The sequence below is a fragment of the Niallia sp. FSL W8-0635 genome, assembly GCF_038007965.1.
GTDB lineage: Bacteria > Bacillota > Bacilli > Bacillales > Cytobacillaceae > Niallia.
Genome location: NZ_JBBOYD010000001.1, coordinates 4297324 through 4322944, shown reverse-complemented (window position 1 = coordinate 4322944; position 25621 = coordinate 4297324). Strand labels below are relative to the sequence as shown.

The 25621-nt window shown below is 36.4% G+C and carries 25 protein-coding genes; 22 read left to right on the top strand and 3 right to left on the bottom strand.

Translation table 11 applies throughout. The features are described from left to right. Positions 1-202 precede the first annotated feature (202 nt). The 22 genes from NYE52_RS20595 to NYE52_RS20490 all read left to right on the top strand — a co-directional run bounded on the left by NYE52_RS20595 (position 203) and on the right by NYE52_RS20490 (position 21824). The gene (locus tag NYE52_RS20595; protein ID WP_341194785.1) at positions 203-2410 is read left to right on the top strand and encodes a S8 family serine peptidase; all 2208 of its coding nucleotides are present in this window, start codon (positions 203-205) and stop codon (positions 2408-2410) included. A 325-nt stretch (positions 2411-2735) separates the two neighbouring features. Further along, on the top strand, positions 2736-3131 hold the full coding sequence (locus NYE52_RS20590; RefSeq protein WP_341194784.1) for an ATP synthase subunit I: 396 nt from the start codon (positions 2736-2738) through the stop codon (positions 3129-3131). Positions 3132-3133: 2 nt separating this feature from the next. After that, the gene (atpB, locus tag NYE52_RS20585) at positions 3134-3847 is read left to right on the top strand and encodes a F0F1 ATP synthase subunit A (RefSeq protein WP_341194783.1); all 714 of its coding nucleotides are present in this window, start codon (positions 3134-3136) and stop codon (positions 3845-3847) included. Positions 3848-3913: 66 nt separating this feature from the next. Next, positions 3914-4120 (top strand): F0F1 ATP synthase subunit C, encoded by a 207-nt coding sequence (atpE, locus tag NYE52_RS20580; RefSeq protein ID WP_016204791.1) that lies wholly within the window; start codon positions 3914-3916, stop codon positions 4118-4120. Positions 4121-4355: 235 nt separating this feature from the next. After that, positions 4356-4874: a F0F1 ATP synthase subunit B gene (gene atpF / locus NYE52_RS20575; RefSeq protein WP_341194782.1), complete on the top strand. Its 519-nt coding sequence runs from the start codon at positions 4356-4358 to the stop codon at positions 4872-4874. Beyond that, on the top strand, positions 4871-5410 hold the full coding sequence (locus tag NYE52_RS20570; protein ID WP_341194781.1) for a F0F1 ATP synthase subunit delta: 540 nt from the start codon (positions 4871-4873) through the stop codon (positions 5408-5410). The genes atpF and NYE52_RS20570 overlap by 4 nt, the downstream gene beginning before the upstream one ends. A gap of 23 nt (positions 5411-5433) precedes the next feature. Beyond that, positions 5434-6942, top strand: a complete 1509-nt coding sequence (gene atpA / locus NYE52_RS20565) for a F0F1 ATP synthase subunit alpha (protein ID WP_341194780.1) — start codon at positions 5434-5436, stop codon at positions 6940-6942. A gap of 33 nt (positions 6943-6975) precedes the next feature. Then, positions 6976-7836: an ATP synthase F1 subunit gamma gene (gene atpG, locus NYE52_RS20560; RefSeq protein WP_341194779.1), complete on the top strand. Its 861-nt coding sequence runs from the start codon at positions 6976-6978 to the stop codon at positions 7834-7836. Positions 7837-7911: 75 nt separating this feature from the next. Further along, a complete protein-coding gene (atpD, locus tag NYE52_RS20555; protein WP_341194778.1) occupies positions 7912-9327 on the top strand; it encodes a F0F1 ATP synthase subunit beta in 1416 nt (471 codons plus the stop codon). A 20-nt stretch (positions 9328-9347) separates the two neighbouring features. Beyond that, positions 9348-9755 (top strand): F0F1 ATP synthase subunit epsilon, encoded by a 408-nt coding sequence (locus tag NYE52_RS20550; RefSeq protein WP_341194777.1) that lies wholly within the window; start codon positions 9348-9350, stop codon positions 9753-9755. 289 nt (positions 9756-10044) lie between these two features. After that, positions 10045-10281, top strand: coding sequence for a DUF1146 family protein (locus tag NYE52_RS20545; protein WP_341195254.1), 237 nt, complete (start codon positions 10045-10047; stop codon positions 10279-10281). A gap of 202 nt (positions 10282-10483) precedes the next feature. Beyond that, positions 10484-11233 (top strand): YwmB family TATA-box binding protein, encoded by a 750-nt coding sequence (locus tag NYE52_RS20540; protein WP_341194776.1) that lies wholly within the window; start codon positions 10484-10486, stop codon positions 11231-11233. A 33-nt stretch (positions 11234-11266) separates the two neighbouring features. After that, entirely contained in the window at positions 11267-12574 is a 1308-nt protein-coding gene (murA, locus tag NYE52_RS20535; protein ID WP_341194775.1) for a UDP-N-acetylglucosamine 1-carboxyvinyltransferase, read from the top strand. Positions 12575-12907: 333 nt separating this feature from the next. Next, positions 12908-13921, top strand: coding sequence for a stage II sporulation protein D (gene spoIID / locus NYE52_RS20530; protein WP_341194774.1), 1014 nt, complete (start codon positions 12908-12910; stop codon positions 13919-13921). Positions 13922-14428: 507 nt separating this feature from the next. Then, a complete protein-coding gene (locus NYE52_RS20525; protein ID WP_341194773.1) occupies positions 14429-15268 on the top strand; it encodes a M23 family metallopeptidase in 840 nt (279 codons plus the stop codon). 931 nt (positions 15269-16199) lie between these two features. Continuing rightward, positions 16200-16472 (top strand): sporulation transcriptional regulator SpoIIID, encoded by a 273-nt coding sequence (gene spoIIID, locus NYE52_RS20520; protein WP_016204804.1) that lies wholly within the window; start codon positions 16200-16202, stop codon positions 16470-16472. A gap of 760 nt (positions 16473-17232) precedes the next feature. After that, positions 17233-18234, top strand: coding sequence for a rod shape-determining protein (locus NYE52_RS20515; protein WP_341194772.1), 1002 nt, complete (start codon positions 17233-17235; stop codon positions 18232-18234). 404 nt (positions 18235-18638) lie between these two features. Then, positions 18639-19454: a flagellar hook-basal body protein gene (locus tag NYE52_RS20510; RefSeq protein WP_341194771.1), complete on the top strand. Its 816-nt coding sequence runs from the start codon at positions 18639-18641 to the stop codon at positions 19452-19454. Positions 19455-19583: 129 nt separating this feature from the next. Beyond that, positions 19584-20411, top strand: coding sequence for a flagellar hook-basal body protein (locus tag NYE52_RS20505; protein WP_341194770.1), 828 nt, complete (start codon positions 19584-19586; stop codon positions 20409-20411). 14 nt (positions 20412-20425) lie between these two features. Next, the gene (locus tag NYE52_RS20500) at positions 20426-20710 is read left to right on the top strand and encodes a DNA-directed RNA polymerase subunit beta (protein WP_341194769.1); all 285 of its coding nucleotides are present in this window, start codon (positions 20426-20428) and stop codon (positions 20708-20710) included. Between the two features lie 196 nt (positions 20711-20906). Beyond that, the gene (fabZ, locus tag NYE52_RS20495; RefSeq protein ID WP_031536700.1) at positions 20907-21344 is read left to right on the top strand and encodes a 3-hydroxyacyl-ACP dehydratase FabZ; all 438 of its coding nucleotides are present in this window, start codon (positions 20907-20909) and stop codon (positions 21342-21344) included. Positions 21345-21527: 183 nt separating this feature from the next. After that, positions 21528-21824: a hypothetical protein gene (locus NYE52_RS20490; RefSeq protein WP_341194768.1), complete on the top strand. Its 297-nt coding sequence runs from the start codon at positions 21528-21530 to the stop codon at positions 21822-21824. 88 nt (positions 21825-21912) lie between these two features. On the opposite strand, the gene ggt is transcribed toward NYE52_RS20490, so the two are convergent. From ggt to NYE52_RS20475, 3 genes are all read right to left on the bottom strand, one after another. Next, positions 21913-23493, bottom strand: a complete 1581-nt coding sequence (gene ggt / locus NYE52_RS20485) for a gamma-glutamyltransferase (RefSeq protein WP_341194767.1) — start codon at positions 23491-23493, stop codon at positions 21913-21915. 104 nt (positions 23494-23597) lie between these two features. After that, positions 23598-25139: a tripartite tricarboxylate transporter permease gene (locus NYE52_RS20480; protein ID WP_341194766.1), complete on the bottom strand. Its 1542-nt coding sequence runs from the start codon at positions 25137-25139 to the stop codon at positions 23598-23600. A 15-nt stretch (positions 25140-25154) separates the two neighbouring features. Then, entirely contained in the window at positions 25155-25607 is a 453-nt protein-coding gene (locus NYE52_RS20475; RefSeq protein WP_341194765.1) for a tripartite tricarboxylate transporter TctB family protein, read from the bottom strand. Between the last annotated feature and the right edge of the window lie 14 nt (positions 25608-25621).

The window sequence follows — 25621 nt, the reverse complement described above, 5'->3', positions numbered from 1 at the left end:
AGAACCTCCTAATTTTTGATTTAATACCAAATTTTATAAAAAAGCCGCCTTTCCTTTTTTTAATATATATTCATCTTGAACGAAATTATTAGTATTGGCATTTGTGTGTGTGTGAGAAAAGTCACACCTTATTCCTGGAATACATAAAATAACAACTTGCGGTCAAAATAAAAAGCATAACGATTTGCAAGGGGGCGATGATATGCTAAATAAAACGCTAGGAATACTCCTCATTTTTCTACTATTAGTAGCCAATTCAACAAAAGCTTCATCTTTAAAAACTCCAAATCTTCCCTCGCAAAATCCAAATGAAATTCAAGTAGCAATTGTACATACGAAAACCAATTACACAGAGAAGGAAATAGATCAAATTCTTAAACCATATTCTCATTTAGAAAGAAGATATATATTTAAAGAAGTTTTCCATGGTTTTTCGGTAGAAGGACCAGTATGGGAACTGGAAAAATTAAAACAAAGCGAAACTGTTAATCAAGTTTCGAAGGTTCAAACCTATATGGCAGAGACAGAAGAGCCGGTTGAAATTATTGGAGCAGATGAAATTAGAAATTACTTAGGTAAATCGCTAGAGCATCTAAGTGGGAAAGGGGTAAAGGTAGGAGTTATAGATACAGGAATAGACTATCAGCATCCGGATTTACAAAAGAATTATAAGGGAGGATATGATTTCGTAGATAAGGATAAGGACCCGATGGAAACAAAGGGATTAGGAAAGAGAGATACTTTACATGGTACGCATGTCGCAGGGATTATCGCTGCAGATGGGAAGATAAGAGGTGTAGCCCCGAATGCAACAATTTATGCCTATAGAGCACTGGGGCCAGGGGGGGCTGGGACGACAGAGCAAATATTGGCTGCAATCGACAGAGCTGTAAGAGATAAGGTGGATATAATCAACCTCTCATTAGGAAGTGATGTAAATGGTCCGGATTTGCCGATTAGTCTGGCCTTAAATGAGGTAGTGAAGAAGGGAATTATTGCGGTTGCGGCAGCAGGGAATGCAGGTCCAGCAGAATGGACAGTTGGTTCTCCGGGGACAGCCTCTAAAGCTATCTCGGTTGGAGCTTCTACTCCGAACATAAATACACCATTTATCAACATAAATGATAACAAAATTCCCTTAACTAATATGGAAAATAGTAAAGAGTGGGCAGATGCAGGTTCTGTTCACCTAGTAAGCGGTGGATTAGGAAGAAGAAATCAATTAAAAGATGTAAAAGGGAAGATGGTATTGCTGGAAAGAGGAGAACTAACTTTTACAGAAAAAGTCCAAAACGCCTATGAAATGGGAGCGATTGGTGTATTGATATACAATAATATAGAAGGTCCCTTTCAAGGAATGTTAGAAAAAGAAGTACCTATTCCAGTTGCAGGAATTACGAGAGCAGAGGGAGAATTTATAAAGGAGTATATTGATAATAAGGAAGCGTTTTTAACAATAGAAAAAAAGTGGGAAAAGGATATATTGGCAGATTTTAGCTCTAGAGGTCCTGTTACTAGCACTTGGGAAATTAAACCAGATGTTCTTGCCCCGGGTGTTGTGATAAATAGCACAGTACCTGATGGGTATATGGCGTTGCAAGGGACAAGTATGGCTGCACCCTTTGTTGCGGGAGCGTGTGCGTTGGTACTAGAAGCGCATCCAGACTGGGGACCAGAGGAAGTGAAAGCAGCTTTAATGAATACAGCGAAGCAAGTTAAAAATAGACAAAATGTGACATATAAAGTGTATGAACAAGGAGCTGGGCGAATTCAAGTTGATAAAGCGATAGATGCTAACGTTTTGATAATGCCTGGAAGTATTCGTTTTGGTAAATACAAATTGGTCAAAGATCAAAACCAATATCAGGCATACATTACGGTTAAAAATGTCGGTGAAAATATCGAAAAAATATCCTTTGATTTTCCAAAAGGAAAAAGAGGGATTAGCTGGAGACTGCCTCTTTCTTTTACGCTAAAACCAGGACAAAAGAAAAATGTTCCAATCATCATGAATATTGACAATAATCTTTTTAATGACAAACTGCAAGATGGTATAATTAACGTAAGAGCAGGAGCACAGCTAATTAAGCTGCCCTATTTATATGTGCTAGAGGAACCAGACTATCCAAGGATTATGGGATTTGATCTTATTAAAAAGACTGAGGATAATAGCTATGAATATGAGACATATTTACCAACAGGGGCTGAAGAATTTGGAATTGCTCTGTTTCGGGAAGATACATTACAATTTGTGCGTTTTTTAGATTGGAAAAAGGAAGTAAAAAGAGGTCGATTAAAAGGGAAATTTAGTATAGAAAATTTGGACGTAACTGGAACCTATCGAATGAAGGTTTTTGCGAAAAAAGCCGGAAAAGAGGACATGCTTGAAAAAATAATGAAAATAAAATAAGCTATAAGAAAGAGATTGTTAAATGATGAGCAATGAAAAATTTTTTTGTATTTAAATGCATTGACATTGACAATGCCCTATTGTATGCTTACAAGGGGTATGAATAGGTTTTCACCCGCGGAGTATCAAGATTTTAACACAGAGATAGTGTTAATAGAGTTAACGGGCAAACGTTGGTTTTACTAGTTTATCTTCGAGAAATTGGAGAGGAATTATATGGATTGATGCCCATAAAATGATACAAAAAGGAACGTGCTTTTTCTCTGCTTCGCTTTATTTTTCGCGGGTTTAGAGTGATGCCCTGAAAATAAAGGAGGATAGAGAATTGGAACAATTGTTTGAGATATACATGAGGGTTAAGAAATATCTTTATTTCTTTTTATCATTTTGTGCATTTGCTTGGGCGTTTACTCCCTATCAATCTGTTTTTCTTGGTCTCTTCGTCGGAACAAGTGCTAGTGTATTCAATCTCACCTTACTGGTTAGAAGAGCAAAGGTATTTGATAAAGCCATTGAGGATGAAGGGAAGGTTTATGGTTTAGGAACTCTTTCTCGAATGGCGACAGCAGTAATTGTTTGCTTAATTGCCGTAGAATATCCACAAAAAGTTCACTTAATAAGTGTTGTAATTGGATTGATGACAGCTTATATTGTCATTATGGCAGATTATTTAGTGCGTTATTTTATTTTACATAAGAATGGTGAGAAAAGAGGTGAGTAATATTGCATCATGAAGCACCGATTCATGAACACTTTGGGTTATATTTTAACTATTCCAATGTTTTAATGATTGTTGTATCAAGTTTAATTGTGTTTTTAATCGCATTTTTCCTTACTCGAAATCTTCAAATGAAGCCAACTGGCAGACAAAATTTGATGGAGTGGATAATGGACTTTGTCCGAAATATTATTAAGAATAACATGGATTGGAAAGATGGTGGAAGATTTCACGTATTAGGGATCACCCTTCTTATGTACATCTTTATTTCCAATATGTTAGGACTGCCTTTCGCTATTACAGTGGATCATACGCTTTGGTGGAAATCCCCAACTGCTGATCCTGGTGTAACCTTAACATTAGCGATTATGGTAGTAGGTTTGACTCATTACTACGGTGTCAAAATGCGTGGTACTAAAGGGTACTTTAGGGAGTATGTTCAACCAGTAGGATTTTTACTACCATTAAAAATAGTCGAGGAATTCTCTAATACGCTCACGCTTGGTCTCCGTTTATACGGAAACATTTTTGCGGGTGAGGTTCTGCTAGACTTATTAGTAAATAGTTTAGCAAAGACTAATATTTTAGGTACAATAGCTGCCTTCCCATTAACAATGGTATGGCAAGGATTCTCTATTTTTATCGGAAGTATCCAAGCATTTATTTTCACTTTGTTAACAATGGTTTATATGGCTCATAAAGTAAGTCAAGACCATTAATATATATACCCAGTTCAGAAAATGGACAAACTTTATAATAATTACAATTTAGGGAGGATTTTAATAATGGGTTCATTAGCAGCAGCAATAGCAATTGGTTTAGCAGCACTAGGTGCAGGTTTAGGTAACGGATTAATCGTTTCTCGTACAGTAGAAGGGATTGCTCGTCAACCAGAAGCAAGAGGTATGCTTCAATCAACAATGTTTATCGGGGTTGCATTCGTAGAGGCGATTCCTATCATGGCGGTTGTTATCGCATTTATGGTTCTTTAATAGAATAAGAATAAATTTATTCCTAGTTATGGCGAAGATCATTCGATAAGAACCTTCGCCATTCCTTTATTTAAAACCAACAATTCATAAGAAAATTTATCTCAAATGAATATATTGATAGCCAAAAAAATTGTTCCTATTATTTTATAAATAAGCATATTCACCTTTTTTCCATAAGCGAATAAGGGTTTCCTGTATGTGATAAAACACATTACCTGAAAGGAGTGAATCAAGCGTGTTCACAAATGGATTAGTAGTTGGTGCCGTAATGGATTTCGCGGGCGGTGACGTAGTTGTTCAATTAATATCTTTCTTATTATTATTGTGGGCAATCAAAAAGTTTGCTTGGGGTCCTTTAATGAAAATGATGAAGGATCGCGAAGAATTTGTTTCAAATGAAATAGATAATGCAGAGAAAAGCAGACTAGAAGCTGCCAAACTATTAGAAGAACAAAGAGCGTTATTAAAAGAAGCGCGTACTGACGCACAAGAATTAATTGATAGAGCAAAACAACAAGCAGACGCTCAAAGAGAAACGATTATGGATGATGCTAGAAAAGATGCAGAACGTTTAAAAAATGCAGCTTTAGTAGAAATCGAGCAGCAAAAAGAAAAAGCTGTTGCAACAATTCGCGATCAGGTTACTTCTCTTTCTGTTTTAATCGCTTCTAAAGTGATCGAAAAGGAATTGAATGAGCAAGATCAAGAAAAGTTAATTCATGATTACATTCAAGAGGTAGGCGAGAAACGATGATGGATACAGGTGTTGCAAAGCGTTATGCTTTAGCCCTTTTCCAAATCGCCAAAGAAAACGGACAGATAGATCAATTGGATGAAGAAGTGCGTGTGGTGAAATCACTTGTAACCTCTTCGCCAGAAATTCATACATTTCTACAATCTCCTAATATCTCATTAGATAAGAAAAAAGAAATGGTGAAAGTAGCATTTGCTTCAGCAAGTGAGTATTTACAAAACCTTTTGATGCTACTGATTGATCGCCATCGGGAAGAGATGATTACTAGTATTTGTGATCAGTTTATTGCTTTAGTAAATGAAGCAAAAGGGATTGCGGATGCAAAAGTATATTCCATCAAACCGTTAACTATGGATGAGAAAAGAGCTATTTCAGCTACATTCGCTGCAAAAGTTGGGAAAGTATCGCTAAATATTGAAAATATCATTGATTCTAACCTATTAGGTGGAATTAAGGTGAGAATCGGTAATCAAATATATGATGGTAGTCTTCAAGGGAAGCTAAACCGTCTACAACGACAATTATTAGGATCGTAATTCTTTAGATAGGGGTGAAACGCATGAGCATCAAAGCGGAAGAAATCAGTGCTCTTATAAAAAAGCAAATTGAAAGTTACCAATCAGAAGTTCAAGTAAGTGAAGTTGGTACAGTAATTAATATTGGTGATGGTATCGCTCGTGTACATGGCCTAGATAACTGTATGGCTGGAGAACTTGTTGAATTTTCTAATGGAGTAATGGGCTTGGCTCAAAACTTAGAAGAAAGCAATGTAGGTATCATTATTCTTGGTCCTTACACAGATATTCGTGAAGGCGATGAAGTTCGTCGTACAGGAAGAATTATGGAGGTTCCAGTAGGGGATGCGTTAATCGGACGCGTAGTGAACCCTCTTGGACAACCAGTTGATGGACTTGGTGCAATTAGTACAACTAAAACGCGCCCAATCGAATTCTTAGCACCTGGCGTTATGGATCGTAAATCCGTAAGTGAACCGCTTCAAACAGGTATTAAAGCGATTGACGCATTAGTACCAATCGGTCGTGGACAACGTGAATTAATTATCGGTGACCGTCAAACAGGGAAAACATCTGTTGCGATTGATACGATTCTTAACCAAGCTGATCAAGATATGGTATGTATCTATGTGGCAATTGGACAAAAGGAATCCACTGTACGTAATGCTGTAGAAACATTACGTAAAAATGGTGCGTTAGAATACACAATCGTTGTAACAGCATCTGCTTCTCAACCAGCACCGCTTCTATACTTAGCTCCATATGCTGGTGTAGCAATGGGTGAAGAGTTTATGTATAACGGAAAACACGTTTTAATCGTATATGATGATTTAACAAAGCAAGCATCCGCATATCGTGAATTGTCCCTATTACTTCGTCGTCCTCCAGGTCGTGAAGCATATCCAGGGGATGTATTCTACTTGCATTCACGTCTACTTGAGCGTGCTGCTAAATTAAGTGATGCAAAAGGTGGAGGTTCTATTACAGCTCTTCCATTTATTGAAACACAAGCAGGTGACGTTTCGGCTTATATTCCAACAAACGTAATTTCGATTACAGATGGACAAATTTTCTTACAATCCGATCTATTCTTCTCAGGAGTACGTCCAGCGATAAATGCAGGTTTATCTGTATCTCGTGTTGGTGGTTCTGCACAAATCAAGGCAATGAAAAAGGTTGCTGGAACATTGCGTCTTGACCTTGCGTCATTCCGTGAGCTAGAATCATTTGCTCAATTTGGCTCTGATTTAGATAAAGCGACACAAGATAAATTAAATCGTGGTGCTCGTACAGTAGAAGTATTGAAACAAGATCTAAATAGACCGCTAAAAGTAGAAAAACAGGTTGCGATTCTATATGCCCTAACTCGTGGACACTTAGATGATATTCCTGTTTCGGATATTAGACGTTTCGAAGAAGAATTCTTAAATTGGCTAGATCACAATCATTCAAATGTGGTGGAACATATTGTTTCAACAAAGGATCTTCCATCTGATGATGATATGAAAGCAGCAATTAACGATTTCAAAAAAACGTTTGTAGCTTCTGAATAAGAAGGCAAACTTAAAGATTGGTGGTGAGAATCTTTGGCATCTTTACGTGATATAAAAGCTCGTATTGAATCAACAAAAAAGACTAGCCAAATTACGAAAGCCATGCAAATGGTTTATTCGGCTAAAATGAATAGAGCAGTTATTAATGTAAAAGCATTTATTCCTTATATGAGTAAAATGGAAGAAGTGACACATTCAGTAGCGCTCGGCAGCTCAGGCGTTAGCCATCCAATGCTTCAAACACGTCCTGTTAAAAAGACATGCTATCTGGTTATTACTTCCGAACGTGGATTGGCAGGGGCATACAACAGTAACGTACTTAGAAAATTGAATCAAACAATTAAAGAGCGACATCAATCAAAAGATGAGTATGCAATTATTGTCATTGGAAGAATCGGTAGAGACTTCCTATTAAAACAAGGACATAATGTTATCTTGGACGTAGTTGGAATACCAGATTTACCAGATTTCCTAGATATTAGAGACGTGACAAGCAAAGCCGTTGGCATGTTTGATGATGGTACTTTTGATGAGCTCTATGTTTATTACAGTCATTATGTAAGTGCAATTCAACAGGATGTAGTAGAGAAGAAGGTTCTTCCGTTAACGGATATGGATGCTACGAATACTACATTAACATCTTATGAATTCGAGCCATCAGCAGAAGAAATTCTCGATGTTCTATTACCGCAGTATGCAGAGAGTCTACTATACGGCGCTTTACTAGATAGTAAAGCAAGTGAGCATTCTGCACGTATGACGGCGATGAAGAATTCTACTGATAATGCGAAAGAATTAATAGGTGATTTAAGTCTACAGTATAACCGTGCAAGACAAGCAGCTATTACACAAGAGATTACAGAAATCGTTGGTGGGGCTGCAGCACTAGAATAACGATGATAAATAAGTTCTGCTTGACGTTAAGGTTTTAGCAGAACCTGCTTTTAAGAAAGTTTAGGAGGGAAATTAATGAGCACAGGACGAATTCTTCAGGTTATGGGACCAGTTGTTGACGTGAAGTTCGATGGAGGAAGTCTGCCTGACATTAACAACGCAATAAGAGTTGTTCCAGGTCCAAATAGTACTTCTAACGTAGAATTAACACTTGAAGTGGCCCTTCATTTAGGTGATAACACAGTTCGAGCTATTGCAATGTCTTCTACAGATGGTGTTACAAGAGGCTCAGAGGTAATAGATACTGGAAAATCTATTTCCGTTCCTGTTGGTGATGTTACATTAGGTCGTGTATTTAATGTATTAGGAGAAACAATCGATTTAGATGCAGAAATACCAGCAAGTGCTAGACGTGATTCTATTCACAGAGAAGCTCCTAAGTTTGAACAATTATCAACACAAGTAGAAATTTTAGAAACTGGTATTAAAGTAGTAGACTTATTAGCACCATATATTAAAGGTGGTAAAATTGGTCTATTTGGTGGAGCCGGTGTAGGTAAAACTGTTTTAATTCAGGAATTAATTAACAATATCGCACAAGAGCATGGTGGTATTTCCGTATTCGCAGGTGTAGGTGAACGTACACGTGAAGGAAATGATCTTTACCATGAAATGACAGATTCTGGTGTTATTAAGAAAACGGCAATGGTATTCGGACAAATGAACGAGCCACCAGGTGCTCGTATGCGTGTTGCCTTAACGGGATTAACAATGGCAGAATATTTCCGTGATGAACAAGGACAGGACGTTCTATTCTTCATTGATAATATTTTCCGCTTTACTCAAGCTGGTTCTGAGGTTTCTGCCTTACTTGGTCGTATGCCATCAGCGGTTGGTTACCAGCCAACATTAGCAACTGAAATGGGTAGATTACAAGAGCGTATTACATCAACAAATGTTGGTTCTGTAACATCTATCCAAGCTATCTATGTACCAGCGGATGACTATACAGATCCAGCACCAGCAACAACATTCGCTCACTTAGATGCTACAACAAACTTAGAGCGTAAATTAACAGAGATGGGTATTTATCCAGCGGTAGATCCACTTGCTTCTACATCTCGTGCCCTTTCAGCAGAAATCGTAGGGGAAGAGCATTATAATGTAGCAAGAAACGTACAATCTACACTACAACGTTACAGAGAGCTTCAAGATATCATCAGTATCCTTGGTATGGATGAGTTAAACGATGAAGACAAATTAGTTGTTCACCGTGCAAGAAGAATTCAATTCTTCCTATCTCAAAACTTCCATGTTGCGGAACAATTTACAGGTCAGAAAGGTTCTTATGTACCTGTAAAAGAAACCGTAAAAGGATTTAAAGATATTCTTGATGGTAAATATGATCATCTTCCAGAAGATGCATTCCGTTTAGTTGGACGTATCGAGGAAGCAGTAGAAAAAGCGAAATCTATGGGTGTAGAAGTATAAACTAATCAGGAGGGGTAGTAATGAAGACGATTAAAGTCAATGTAGTAACTCCTGATGGCCCGGTGCATGAATCAGATGTAGAAATGGTGATCGCAAAAGCAGAAAGTGGAGAGCTTGGAATTTTAGCAGGACATATTCCAATGGTTTCTCCACTTAAAATAGGAGCTGTCCACTTGAAAAAAGGTTCAGATTCTGAATATATAGCGGTGAATGGTGGTATTTTAGAAGTTCGCCCAGATCAGGTGACAGTGCTTGCTCAATCTGCTGAATTAGCGGAAAAAATTGATTATGATCGTGCCTTACGTGCTAAGGAGCGTGCAGAACAAAGATTACATGCTCAAAAGTCAGAGCATGTGGACTTTAGACGTGCAGAACTTGCGCTTCAACGTGCAATGAATCGTATATCCATTGTTGAGAAGAAATACTAAAAAAAGTCCCTTAGGGGGGCTTTTTTTAGTGTGCTGAGATTTCCCCTTTTTTGCTCTTCTTGGAAATGTGAGAAACTCCGGTTGCCCTATGGAAAGGGATCGCCAAAACCTCGGAAATAGCTGCAAAGTCTAGATGTTTAAGGTGAATTCTCGATTGTATTTTTAGGAAATTATACTCCTCCTATATACAGGACAAAAATTTAAAAAAATAATAAATCAAAGTGAAACTTTTTAATGGGTCATTACGTCAAATAATAGTTGAAACAGAAGAGATGGATTGGAGGAAAAAATGGTAGAAGCTTTTGGACAACAAGCATTACTTAGTATTTTGATACATATCATTTTTATTGCTCTTTCATGGTGGGCTTTGCAATCCCTAAATTTTGAAAAATTCCTTCGCAAGAATCGAGTATTCCAAGCGAGGGTGTTGTATGTATTATTAGCTATTATTATGGGGTCAATAGTCAGTAATTTTTTACTAGACTACTTAAGTTGGTCTCAACAATTACCATTAATATTGAAGTAATTACCAGAACAAGAAATAATTAATAACAAAGATAGGTCTTCATACATGTTTTCTTTGCTGCGTTTTTTCAGTAAAATTCATTTTGTGTGCTTAAATAGTTTGTTCCTGGATTAACGTTTTATTCATGTCAAAAAGTGACGATTAATCATTAGTATGCAATTCTTCTCCTTGGAAACAATGGTAGTATGGGGGAGGAATTAAAATGAAGATAAATAAAACGTTAATTATTATAACAATATTAATTGGTTTGGCTTGCCTTACATTTGGGAATAACATCACTATCGCGAGAACGAAGTCGGATTTAATAACAATAAATGAAATTTTACAAAAACAAGAAGACGTAACAATAAATGAATGGTCTCTGCATGCAAGAGAAAGACTGGAAAATGTTACAAGCATAGAAGATGCAAAAGCATATCAGTCAAAATTGAATAAAGTTTTCCCAAATGGTGACTGGGTTGAAACAAAAACACATCAAAGCTGGCAAGCGAAGATGATTGTTCCATCCAGTAATCAAACGGAAGAGAGTATTATCATAACCACTTCTTTAACAACTGATGCCGTTCAATCATATATTATCTATGAGGTGAGAGGGAAGAAGTTAGAGGACAAAGAAATGAAAAGGTTAGATATGGAAATTAACGAAAATATTTCTAACATATTTCGGGGGGAACCGACAATTTTCTCTTGTATTAAAGGCGAATTCAGTGATAAGATGAATGAGACTTTGCCTTATAAAGTTAACCAATTGCTAAATGCATTTCAGGCAAAAAAAGTAGAGGCGTTAGAAGAGGATGATTTTATATCTACCTCCGCTTATACGCCCTTATTTGAAGAACGAATTGATAATAGCGAAAAGGAAATGAACGTACAAATAGGATTGAGAACACAAGATATGGGAGGAAAAACTACGTTTGTAGTTGGCACACCCATCATAACGATTGAATATTAATATAGAGATATTGGACGCGGAGGGGAATAGACTTTGGATAAAATCATCGTCCGCGGCGGAAAAAGGTTAAATGGAACGGTTAAAGTAGAAGGCGCAAAAAATGCCGTTTTGCCTGTGATCGCCGCTACATTATTAGCAAGTGGTGGAAGAAGTATAATTAAATCAGTTCCGACTCTTTCAGATGTATATACGATTAATGAAGTATTACGATATTTGAATGCAGACGTACATTTTGAAAATGGAGAAGTAATCGTTGATGCATCAAAGGATCTAAGTGTGGAAGCACCGTTTGAATATGTACGAAAAATGCGTGCATCTGTTTTAGTTATGGGATCCTTGTTAGCAAGAAATGGTCATGCAAGAGTAGCATTACCTGGGGGTTGCGCAATTGGTTCTAGACCAATTGATCAGCATCTAAAAGGTTTCGAAGCAATGGGAGCAAAGGTTCAGGTTGGTAATGGATTTATCGAAGCTTCAGTAGATGGCCGATTACAAGGAGCTAAAATCTATCTTGATTTTCCAAGTGTAGGTGCTACTGAAAATATTATGATGGCCGCTTCTTTAGCAAAAGGAACGACTGTTATCGAAAACGTAGCAAAAGAACCAGAAATTGTTGACTTAGCAAACTTCCTAAATAAAATGGGAGCAAAAGTAAGAGGTGCAGGAACAGGAACAATTCGTATTGAAGGTGTAGAAGTATTACATGGTACAGAACATACAATTATTCCTGACAGAATTGAAGCAGGTACTTTCTTAATTGCTGCTGCTATTACTGGTGGAAATGTACTCGTACAAGGAGCAGTTCCAGAGCATCTATCTTCTTTAATTGCAAAAATGGAAGAGATGGGTGTTGTCTTCAAGGAAGAAGAAGATGGTATCCGTGTAATTAGTGCCGAGAATTTAAAAGCTGTAGATATTAAAACAATGCCACATCCAGGATTCCCAACAGATATGCAATCTCAAATGATGGCATTACTTCTTCGTGCAAAAGGAACAAGTATGATTACAGAAACAGTTTTCGAAAATCGCTTTATGCATGTGGAAGAATTTAGACGCATGAATGGCGATGTGAAAATTGAAGGTCGTTCCGTTGTAATGAATGGACCAACAAATCTACAAGGTGCAGAAGTAGCTGCAACTGATTTACGTGCCGCTGCTGCCTTGATTTTATCTGGACTTGTAGCCGATGGTATTACACGTGTCACAGAGCTTAAGCATTTAGATCGTGGCTATGTGAATTTCCACCAAAAATTAGCTGCCTTAGGTGCTGATATCGAAAGAATTACCGAAGAAAGTGAATTAACTTTAACAGCAAGCTATGTTGCAGATTTAAATGCATAATATAAAAGGCAAACTTTATTTATCGAGTACGTTCAGATAAATAAAGTTTGTTTTTTTATGGGCAAAATTATACATAATATGAAAAAAATAATGATTAGAAAAGCAAAAAAAGATTCCTTAATATGTTGTTATATAATAGGGGGAATAGCTTGGGGTGTTTAAATAACAGGATTGCTAAAATAGTATGCATAACTGACAAATATAGAACTATTTTTTTAATGAATGCTTTATATTTAAACAGAAAAAGAAGGAATAAAAGCTTGTCCATCTCCATAAGAATGTTTTAGAGACAGTTAGAAGGTCTTATTTCTATCTTATGGAGGCTTTTAATTCATGATTAAAATCAAACCTTTCATCGTACTAGGAGTTATTCTGTTTGCAATCACTTTACTCGTTCCCACAATCCTTGTTCTGCCCTCTATTCAGGATAAAAAAGATGAGCCAAAGAGTAATACGGAATCTGCACAAGTTTCAGAGCCTGCAATAGAAGTAGCCGTATACAGGGAAAATAAGCAAGAAGTAGAGAAACTAGACTTAGAAGAATATGTAGTTGGGGTTGTTGCATCCGAAATGCCAGCAAAGTTTGAAATGGAAGCATTGAAAGCACAAGCCTTAACAGCAAGAACATATATTGTAAAAAGAATGATGAACCAAGAAAAATCAGATTTACCAGATGGAGCATTAGTCGGCGACACAATTAATTATCAAGTATACAACAATCGAGATGAGTTAAAGAAAATCTGGGAAAATGACGGGCTTAATTGGCAAAAGAATATGAAGAAGATTGAAGAGGCAGTAGCAGCTACAAAGGGGCAAATTTTAACGTATGAGGGAAATCCGATAGATGCTACCTTCTTCTCTACAAGTAATGGATATACCGAAAATTCAGATGATGTATGGGCCAATTCTATTTCTTATTTACAGAGTGTGGAGAGCCCTTGGGATGTAAATTCACCGAAATTTAAAGGCGAAGTAACCTATTCGGTCAATGAGTTTGAAAAGACGTTAGGAGTATCTCTAGGATCTGGCAGTGAAGTATTAGAAGATGTGAAATATACAAAAGGAAAAAGAATTGCAAGTGCAATAATCAATGGCAAAGAAATATCAGGAACAGATATTAGGGAAAAATTAAATCTAAAATCAACGGACTTCACAATGGAACGAAAGGGCAATACTGTCTATATTGCAACAAAAGGATATGGGCATGGTGTTGGAATGAGCCAATATGGAGCAAATGGAATGGCAGCCAACGGAAAAACATATGATGAAATCGTTAAATATTATTATAAAGGAGTAGAAGTAACAGCATCGGATGATATGTTGACGAAATATACAGCCCAGAAATAAGAAAATCAGCGAAAGTAGCGAGGAAATGAGCCGGAAATAATGATAAATCAGCGAAGGCAACGAGGATATCAACCGAAAATAATGATAAATTAGCCAAAGCAACGAGGGAATGAGCCGGAAATAATGATAAATTAGCCAAGGCAACGAGCATATCAGCCAAAAAAATGATAAATCAGCCAAAGTAGCGAGCATATCAGCCAAAAAAATGATAAATCAGCCAAAGTAGCGAGCATATCAGCCAAACAAAAAATAAATCAGCCAAAGCAGCGAGAATATCAGCCAAACAAAAAATAAATCAGCCAAAGCAACGAAAATATCAGCCAAACTAAGCAAGTCTCCAACCCGGGACTTGCTTTTTCTGCGCTATTTCAACTACTGATAAAAAATTTTTCTATTTCATGTATATTAAAAAGAACTTTGTCGAAAAATAAGTCTAAAAAATTTTTTATGCTAGTAGGTATATATTTATCATTATCTGTTCAGAATGATTGCTGAGGTGATGATAAAATGAGAGAGGAAGAAAACAAACGTACTTCTCCAAAAAAGTCAAAAGTAAAAAGCTTTTTTAAAAAGCGTTGGGCATTTCCAGCCGTTTATATCGCAAGTGCAGCTATTATTCTAACAGGTGTCCTTTGGTATCAAAATAGCGCATCAGAAACAGATAAGTATAAATATGATGCTGATATGCCAACAAAGCCAATCGATGAGCCTGCAGAACCAGTAGCCAAGGAATTTGAGAATTTTGCATGGCCTGTAGTAGATGAAGATTCATTTATTACACAAAAAGAATTCTACGATAATACGGCAAGCAAAGAAAAACAAGCTGAATCATTAGTGTTCTATAATAATCAATATCAACCAAATACAGGTATTGATTTAAAAATGGAAGATGATAGTGAATTTGAAGTAGTAGCTGCCTTAAGTGGAACCGTTACTAAAGTGGCGGAAGATTCTCTATTAGGTAATACAATTGAAATTGATCATGAAAATGGGATTAAAACATATTATCAATCTGTCAAGGATTTCCAAGTGGAAGTTGGCGATGAAGTGGAGAAAGGTCAGCCATTAGCGACTGCTGGAAAAAGCAAGCTAAATCAAGATGCAAGTGTCCATGTTCACTTTGAAGTAAGAAAAGATAATGTTGCTGTAAATCCAATTGATTATTTTGGTAAGCCGTTAAGTGCTTTACAAAGCGATGATACTTCTGGTGCAACATCAGAAGCTGATTCAGAGGTAGAAGAATCAAGCTCCATTGATGAAGAAATGCCGACAGACAACTCATTGGAAAATGGGATAAATTCTAATAAGGATGAAGATGCAGAAAGTTCTACAGATCCAAACGCATAATATAACGTTTGAAATGTAATGGTGAAAATAGGAAAAGATAACAAGAGGTTGCTATAGAAAGTTCTTACTTTGTATAAGATAAAATACATCTTATGAAAAGTAAGAACTAGATAGTAACCTCTTTTATTTATGGAAAAAACCGCACTATCGAATACGTCTATTTAACGCGAAAGAAGTCCCTTCTCCATGGGAAATGTCGAAGCGGAAAGTGTAACATAATTAGACAACAAAGCTTTCTAATTGAACCTCTCCCTTTCCCACTACGCTGTATTAGTCCAATTAAATCAAAATTCAAGAAAATAATTTACTCGATATAAAGAAAAAACAGGTAATAAGTAATGGTGCCTTTCGCTAATATAAGGGAGCTTATTGTAAGAAGTAATACATTGGAGCGGAAAATGACAAATTTCTCGGGAAATATTTCAGTGCTAATTCGTAATATTCCGTTCACTAACTATTTGTATCGAGATAGGAAAACCCCTTCATTAAAAACTGAGTTTGTTTCAAGCTAAAAAATTTATTCTCTCCATCCTTCTCCGTAGCGCTAATTTAAAAATCTCTATATAACCTAATTTCCAGTCCTATATGTAAAGAAAAATAGTCAAGAAACAGACGGAAATCAATAAAATGATAAAAAAATTTAGACAAACCTTGTCCCTATTCATATTTTTCTGCATAAAGTCTTACCCAAGCTAATAAAATGTTACAAACCTTACAAAGCGGAAGTTTGGAGTGAGGGGTCGTTTGAAGACAATGGATATGTAGTTGAGGACATGTTTAATCATAATAAGTACAGAAAGTATTTGACTTTCTGCCGCATGAAGAAACGTATATTGCAGGAAAGGAAACGTGCGGGATGAAGAATTTCGATGAAGCGAAAAGCGAGTCTCATTTCACACTTCTCACATCCAATTTAGGGAGGGCGAGTGGTGTGCACGATTACATCAAAGAGAGAACTATCAAGATTGGAAAGTATATCGTGGAGACGAGAAAAACGGTTCGCGTAATAGCGAAAGAGTTTGGCGTATCCAAAAGTACAGTCCATAAAGATTTAACAGAAAGGCTTCCTGAAATAAACCCAGATTTAGCAAATGAAGTGAAAGAAATTCTAGATTATCATAAATCAATTCGACATCTACGCGGTGGGGAAGCAACTAAAATGAAATATAAAAAGGAAGAGCTAGAAGGGGAAACTGTACAGTAAGAAAAATATGGGGCAATCTTTTTTCATCATTTGTTATTAATAATGAAGATAGAGAAGAAGGAAGATGGATAACAAAATGCCCGGGAGATTTTTAACACAGAAAGGAAAGTTTGAGAAATGCAGTTACAACAGTCTATCGATGGAGGTGACTCCATCGATAGAGAAAAAATTTTGTATAAAAAAAGGATTCTATTGGAATCCTAATAGTGGGTACATAATAGCTTTAAAGGACTTGTAATTTAATGTCCTTTTTTCTTTTGTAAAAAACATAAATAGCTTGAAAATAGTTGAATGATCGCCTGATACACATAAGAAGGAATGTTCTTTCATTTTGTGAAAAAAAACTCATTTTTTTGACAAAATGTTATTTATTTCTTCATCCATATGATAAAATAAAAAATTAGAGTGGTATAAATAGATAGAGAAAAAAACATACAACATTTTAACCTAAACATACATAATTCATCTATTGAAAAAGAAAAAATGGTTGATTTAATATAGAGCGATAAGAATGACATATTTAAGCGATGTAAATAGTTGGTAGCATTTTTTTAGGGAGAAGTGCTAGCAGCGCGAATGGAAAACATTTAAAAGAGAGTATGAAGGAAAAGGAATGTTTTTTTGCAAAGCGTGTTTAATGAAACTTAAGTATGCGGATATCGTTACATATAGTGTGAAAGCCAGCTCTTTGTTTCTATAAGGAAAATGAAATGATTAAGTGGAAAAAAGGAAAAGCTAAGACGAAGGAGGAGCGTATTTAATGTTTGCTAGAGATATTGGTATAGATTTAGGAACAGCGAATGTTCTAATTCATGTAAAAGGTAAAGGTATTGTGCTAAATGAGCCGTCTGTTGTGGCATTAGACCGTAATACAGGTAGAGTATTAGCAGTCGGAGAAGAAGCTCGTCGCATGGTTGGGCGTACGCCAGGGAATATTGTGGCTATTAGACCATTAAAAGACGGTGTTATCGCTGATTTTGATGTAACAGAAGCGATGTTAAAGCACTTTATCAATAAATTAAATGTAAAAGGATTTCTTTCAAAGCCAAGAATTCTTATTTGCTGTCCAACAAATATTACAAGCGTGGAACAAAAAGCAATTAAAGAAGCAGCGGAAAAAAGCGGCGGGAAGAAAATCTATTTAGAAGAAGAACCAAAGGTTGCAGCAATCGGAGCTGGAATGGATATTTTCCAACCAAGCGGTAATATGGTTGTTGATATTGGTGGCGGTACAACAGATGTAGCAGTACTTTCTATGGGTGATATCGTTACTTCTTCCAGTATTAAAATGGCTGGAGATAAATTCGATAATGAAATTCTTCACTATATTAAAAGAAGATATAAGCTGCTAATCGGGGAACGTACGGCAGAAAATATAAAAATTAATATTGGAACTGTTTTCCCTGGATCGAGAAAAGAAGAAATGGACATCCGTGGACGCGATATGGTTTCTGGTCTCCCAAGAACAATTACTGTTTATTCAGATGAAATTGAGCAAGCGTTGAGAGAATCGGTGGCTGTTATTGTACAAGCTGCAAAAAGTGTCCTAGAAAGAACGCCTCCTGAGCTTTCAGCAGATATCATTGATCGTGGGGTTATCTTAACTGGTGGTGGAGCATTGCTTCATGGAATTGATTTACTATTAGCGGATGAGCTTAAAGTTCCTGTATTAGTAGCTGAAAATCCAATGGATTGTGTAGCAATAGGTACTGGTATCATGTTAGATAACATTGATCGTCTTCCAAAAAGAAAATTAAGCTAATGAAAAAATGGGGGTGCATAAACAAGAGCGAAAAAATCTTGTTTATGCATAGGAAAATGAAATCTAGTTATTTCATACCCGCTAGGATGAACATTAAACCTAAAAAATCGGACTTGAGAAAATTTTTTCATGTTCCGATTTTTTTATGGTTGCTTAAAGTTATTTTTAAAGTTAAGTGTTTTTTTTACAGTTGTAGAAACATCCCCGATTTTAAGAAATGTAGCCCTTTAAATTCCCTCCTATATCTACCAGTAGATTGTTATAAAGGAAACCCGATATAATAAAGGATGAATAAAAACATTTTTAGACTTTTTTCAACAAAACTTAATGTAATATTTTAATATTTTTTTTATAATAGAGTATATATATAAGAATCGAAAATTTTGTATAGATTGGAGACTGTTATGTTTAAAGGATTCTATACAGCAGCTTCTGGTATGCTTGCACAGCAACGCAAAACTGAAATGCTTTCCAATAATATGGCTAATAGTACGACACCAGGTTTTAAAGCGGATCAATCATCAATGAGAGCTTTCCCTGAATTATTACAGCAAAGCGTTAGGAAAAATGCGGGTGGCGCTGTCGAAAAAGCACAAATAGGCTATTTAGCAACAGGTGTCTATATGCAGGAAGCAATACCAAAGTTTACACAGGGAGACCTTAATCAAACAGATTTAAATACTGATTTAGCGTTAGTAAATGGCAATGTTCCTGGGAATGGTACAAATCTGAGTGGCGGATTATTTTTTAGCATCCAAAACGCAAATGGAGAAGTAGCTTATTCAAGAAATGGTAATTTTACTTTAGATGGACAAGGCTATTTAACTACTGCTAGTGGGTTACGTGTTTTAAATGAAAATAATGAACCCATTCAGCTTACAAGCACTGATTTTTCGGTTAATTCTGATGGTGTGGTTACAGGTAGTAATGGTGAAGCATATCGTCTTGGAATAAGCTATACGGATACTCCAGAACAGCTTGTTAAACAGGGCGATGGTTTATATCAAGCCCAAGAAGGTGCAGCTCTTCCAAGTGCATACGCAAATAACGAAGTGACTTTCCAGATTAAACAAGGATTTCTAGAAAACTCCAATGTTGATACAGCCCAAACAATGACAGATATGATGACGGCGTATCGAGCATTTGAAGCAAATCAAAAAATGCTGCAGGCATATGATAAGAGTATGGATCAAGCAGCAAATGAAATTGGTAAAATATAAGAATTATTTTCGAACTACTTTCTGAGAAATTAATATGAATCAAAAGTAAATTTATTTAGGCTGTGCGATAAAAGCAAATTTTTCCGAACGCAGCTTTTCGATAGATAGAGCTAGTAAAGGGGGATCGCTATGAATAGAACGATGATAACGGCTACTAATACATTAACACAGCTACAAAAGCAAATGGATCTCATCAGTAATAATATGGCCAATTCTGATACAACTGGGTATAAAAAGCAAAATGCAACCTTTACAGATATGCTTGTTCAGCAATTTAACAACCAATCGGATGAAACCCAAGAAGTCAACCGTCAGACTCCAAATGGAATCAGACAAGGTGTAGGTGCAAAAATTGCCCAAACACAATTAGTGATGGCACAGGGAACCATTAAAGCATCAGATCGCGTTTTAGATACGGCGTTAACAAAAGAAGGGCAATTATACAGAGTGTTAGTTCAGGACGGCGGGGCAAATGAAGTTCGCTACACAAGAGATGGAGCTATGTATTTATCTCCAGTTTCTGATAATGAGAATATGCTCGTTACAAAAGAAGGACATGCTATCCTTGATGAGAATAATAACCCAATTTTATTAAATAATAATGTTAAAGACTATGCTTTTTCATCAACTGGAACGCTTACAGTACAGTTGAATAATGGTGGACAGGAAGCGGTGAATCTTGGTATATCCTATGCGAATAACCCACAGAGCCTTGAAAAGACAGGGGATAATTTATACCGACTTTCTGACGCAGCAGACGAAAATCAAGCAATATTAGATTTAGACGGTGCTAGAAGAAATGAAATTGGGATGAAACAGAATGCATTGGAACAATCCAATGTGGATATAAGCAAAGAAATGGTCAATCTGATTGCTACACAGCGCTCCTATCAATTTCAGTCCAGATCCATCTCTTTAGCAGATCAGATGATGGGATTAGTGAATGGAATACGTTAAAAAGGAGAGAAATGATGGCATTAAATAGTAGTAGTCAGGAAATGGTTAAGACAAGAGAACAGGTAAAAGAAGAACGGAAAGAGCAGAAAAATACAGAAGAAAATGCCTCTTCTAAGCAAAGGGTTAGAGTTCGTCTGTTTCCTATTTGGCTACGAATTATAGTCATCATTTTAATAATGGCTGTCAGCCTTCTAGCTGGAGCAGTTATCGGGTATAGTGTAATGGGAGACGGAAAAGCAAGTGATACCTTTAAAAAAGATACATGGACGCATATTGTAAATTTAATAAATGAAGAGTAACTAAGAGGGGAATTTGTAAAGATAATATACAACTTCCCTTTTTTTATAATCTGTATTTTTTATTATTTTTTATGCTGTAGGCGAAAAATTAACACGTTCAAAAAAACATCTAAAAAAAGGAAGGGATATCCCTTCCTTTTTTATAGGATTATTTAGTACAATAATATATAACCACATATTAGTAGGAGGTCACAAAATGTTAGATATCAATCAAATTAAAGAAATTATTCCTCATCGTTATCCCTTTTTATTAGTAGATAGAATTTTAGAAGTGGAAGAAGGTAAAAAGGCAGTTGGGATTAAAAATGTTTCCGCAAATGAAGAGTATTTTAATGGACATTTCCCAGAGTATCCTGTAATGCCAGGTGTACTGATTGTAGAAGCATTAGCTCAGGTTGGAGCAGTTGCTATGTTGATTAAGGAAGAAAATAAAGGGAGACTTGCATTCTTCGCTGGGGTAGATAGCTGTCGCTTTAAAAAGCAAGTTTATCCAGGAGATCAACTTCGTCTAGAAGTAGAAATGACAAGAGTTCGTGGAAACTTTGGAAAGGGAAAATGCGTTGCTACAGTTGATGGCGAAATTGCTTGTGAAGCAGAAATCATGTTTGCCCTAGGAGATAAAAAAGAAGCATAAAAAGTAGGAAGAGGGATAGGAAACCATATAGGAGTTCCGTCTCTTTTTTTGTATAATGAAGCTTTACATCTTTGTTTATTATTGGAATTAAGGAATAAGGCGTAATAATTTTCTTTTCTTGGATAACCTAATTATTGACCCAATTAAAGGTCATGATACTTATCAAGAAAAGGGGTATAACGAATGAATAAATGGATAAAGTTATTAGGTATTTCAGCGTTATCTGCAATGCTTTTGACAGCTTGTGGTGACAATGATGATCAAAGTCCAGCACCAGATGACGATACAACAATTGAAGATACAGATTTAGATACGGACGATGTGGTTCCAGATACAGATTTAGATAATGATAACGAAACAGATGTGCCAGATGAAAATACAGATGAGGATTTAGATCCAACTACCGATGATAATGATCCTGGCGAAGATATGATTGAAGATAAAAATGATGCTAATGACAAAGATGACGTAGACGAGTAATAAGTCTACATCGCTAATTCAAGGTTTCATTCTTACCTGAACTAATACTAGGTTCAGGTAAGAACGAACCTGTAAAATCTAAGTAGTCCTAACGTCCAATTGCAGCACCATCGCTTCTTGGATCGACTCCACCATATAAGAAACCTTGGCTATCAATGCGAATGGCATTGGCATGGCCCATGATATCATCAAAGTCTTTTACACATTTCACTAGATGACCGGACTGTTTTAGTTTATCTCTTACTTCCTTTGAGACACGACCTTCTATTTTTAATTCTTCCGTTGTATTTCCCCAAGTTCTGCCCCAGACAAATCTTGGTTCATTAATGGCTGTTTGAGGATCTACACCATAATCGAGCATTCTTGTAATGATGGCTGTTTGCGTTTGTGGTTGTCCTTCTCCGCCTTGTGTCCCGTATAACACAATTGGTTTTCCATCTTTAAAGGACATAGCAGGCATTAAAGTATGAAAAGTACGCTTGTTTGGTTCTAAACAATTGACATGATTCTCGTCAAGGGAAAAGAAAGATCCTCTATTTTGCAAAATAATCCCAGTGTCTTTTGCAACAATTCCAGACCCAAATTCAAAATAAATGCTTTGAATAAAGGAAACGGCATTTCCTTGTCCATCAACGACTGCCGCATATGCAGTATCATTGCCAACACTTTGGGTAGTAATGGCATTGGTATGATCCAAACAAATAGTATCTGCCAATTCCTTTGCATAAGATTTGCTTAATAAGCGATCCAATGGAATTTCATGAAAATCCGGATCAGTTAAATATTTGTTGCGATCTTGGAAGCTTAGCTTTAGTGATTCAATAAGTAAATGATAGTACTGATACGAATGAAGTGGGATAGAAGGTAGTTCAAAGTTTTCAAGAATATTTAATGCCATTAATCCAACAAATCCTTGTGAATTTGGGGGAACTTGATACATGGTGTATTCCCTATAAGTAGAAGAGATAGGCTCCGTCCAGTTACCATAATGATTGGAAAAATCTTCTTTTGTTAATAATCCACCTTTGCTTTGTAAACTGGATACAATTTTTTCTGCTAATGTTCCTTTATAAAATTCATTACGCCCTTTTTGCGCAATTTCTTTTAAGGAACTGGCAAGATCCTTTTGAACAAATTTGTCATTCCTTTTAGGTACTTCATTTTCCTTGAGGAAAATGGCTGCAATATCTTCATCTTCTTGCAGAATGTCCATATTCTTAAACGTATTTTTAATTTGATCGTTTGAAACGGGAAATCCAAATTCTGCATAATGGATCGCTGGAGCAAAGACTTCGGATAATGTCATTGTACCGTACCTCTCCAATACAGCAGCCCAGCTATCTACCATACCTGGAACGGTAAGAATACTTCTTATCCCTCTAAAAGGAATAGCATCTTCACCTGAAAAATGAGCGCGAGTAATGTTAGCTCCTGAGCGGCCACTCCCATTATAAGCGTCTAGCTTATTCTCTTTCGCATTGTACATTAACCAAAAGGAATCACCACCAAGTCCTGTCATATGTGGATAGACAACCGCTAGACAAGCACTAACAGCTACTGCCGCATCAAAGGCATTTCCTCCTTTTTCTAATATGGAATTTCCTGCAGAAGATGCTAGATAATGAGGACTTACAACCATGGATTTTGTCCCAACTATTGACTGTTTCATGTCTATTCCCCCCTATGTAGTTTCAGTCTGTAATTAGTTTTTTAAGAATGGACTTATTTCTTCTATGAGAATCCAGCTTAATAAGGAAACTCATCCATGATAAATCAAAGATGAGTTTGTGATTCTTCATGATTGGAAGGAGTAGTTTTTACCTTCCCATTTTTGTTTAATTGAATAATTGTGAAAATAATGGATCCAACAGCAAGAATCAAGAAAACAAGAGAGATTGGTCTTGTGAAAAACGGTAAGATGCTGGGGTCCATTTGATAAGCTCTCGTCATTTCCTTTTCCAATGTTGGTCCTAAAATTAGTCCCAGAATAATCGGCGATAAAGGAACATCTATTTTATGAAAAATAAAGCCAATTAATCCAAAAATGAATACAAGCATGACATCGAATAGCTGGTTATTAAGAGCAAAAGCGCCGACAGTACTGATAACCAAAATACAAGGTACCATTAACGATTTAGGAATAGCTGTAATTTTTGTGAAGACAGGCAACAGCAATGTTTGGATGAAAAAGATGGAAATGGCACTAAGGATAATAACAACATAGATGGAATTTACTAAAATAGGCTGTTGGGTAAATAATGCCGGTCCAGGATTAATTCCATGCAAAATTAATGCACCAATCATTACTGCTTGTGCGACATCACCAGGTATCCCTAAAGTGATTGTTGGAATAAAGGCTCCGCCAGCAACCGCATTATTACAGCTTTCCGAAGCGACGATTCCACCAGGATGACCTTTCCCAAATTTCGCTTTATTCTTTCCAAACTTTTTAGCTTGATCATAACTAATAAAGGTAGCAGATTCTGCTCCAGCAGCAGGAAGGCATCCGATAAAGCAGCCAATGACAGAGGAACGAAGCACATTCCATTTTTCCTGAAAAATATCAACAAATACTTGCCCGTAAGGAATGCGGATTAATTTCTTCATGTTGGAAGTAGCTTGATTTGTAGGAATAGCGCTTTTCAACTCTTCTACATTCATTAGTAACTGGGAGATGGCAAATAAACCAATTAGAACAGGTAAGGTTGAAAATCCTGAGGAAAGTTCAGGGATTCCAAAATCAAATCGAACCGTTCCAGTTGGAGATACACCAACAGTTCCAATTAAAAGGCCAATACAGCCAGCGATTAACCCTTTAAGCATAGATTTACCACTTAAGCCAGCGATAAGAGTGAGTGCAAAAACAACGAGAGAGAATATTTCCCATGGTCCGAAAAGAAGACTCCCCTTAGCAATGATTGGTCCTAATAGAAATAAAATAATCGCACCAATAATGGTTCCAATAACAGAAGAGACGATGCCTACTCCGAGTGCTCGTGGTGCTTCTCCATTCTTTGTCATTGGATAGCCGTCAAAGGTGGTAACGACAGAGGAAGGAGTACCAGGAATTCCTAAAAGTATGGAAGAAATCAACCCTCCAGAAAGTCCGCCAATATAAATGCCGATCATAACGGCTAAACCTTGAATTGGTTCCATTCCAAAGGTGAATGGAAAAGCTAAAATAAGGGCCATTGTAAAGGTGAACCCTGGGATTGCACCAGCTATAATCCCAACCAAAACGCCGATAACGATAGATAGAATCATCATAGGATGTAATACTTCTTGAAAAGCTGCTAAAACCATTGAAAGATCCAACTTAATCACGCTCCATTATGGTAGATAAATATGTAATACTTGTTCAAACACAAGCAGTACGATAACAGGAAAAGCCACTGACAAAATAATATTTGTAGTCATGTATTTTTTTTGGAAAGGTCGTAAGATAATCGTAGAAATGAATAAAAAAACAATCGAACAAATTAAGAATCCTACTATATTTAAGAAAATGACATAAAGAAGGAATAAGAACAGTATCAACAAAACACGAAAATGCGTTGAGATATAAGTCTTTATTGTCTCTAAAGAGACGGAATCCTTTTCTTTCTTTAGGAAACTTTTTATCAGTAAGCAAATAGCTAAAACCATCATTAAAGCAATGATAACTCTAGGAAAAAACGAGGGGGCAAAAGTCTGCACCCCTGATTTTTCGGAAAATCCATTGGAGTTTATAAAAAAGATACTGCCTACAATTAAAATAAATATGGAGAATAATCGATTAACCAATTTTATTCAGCCCC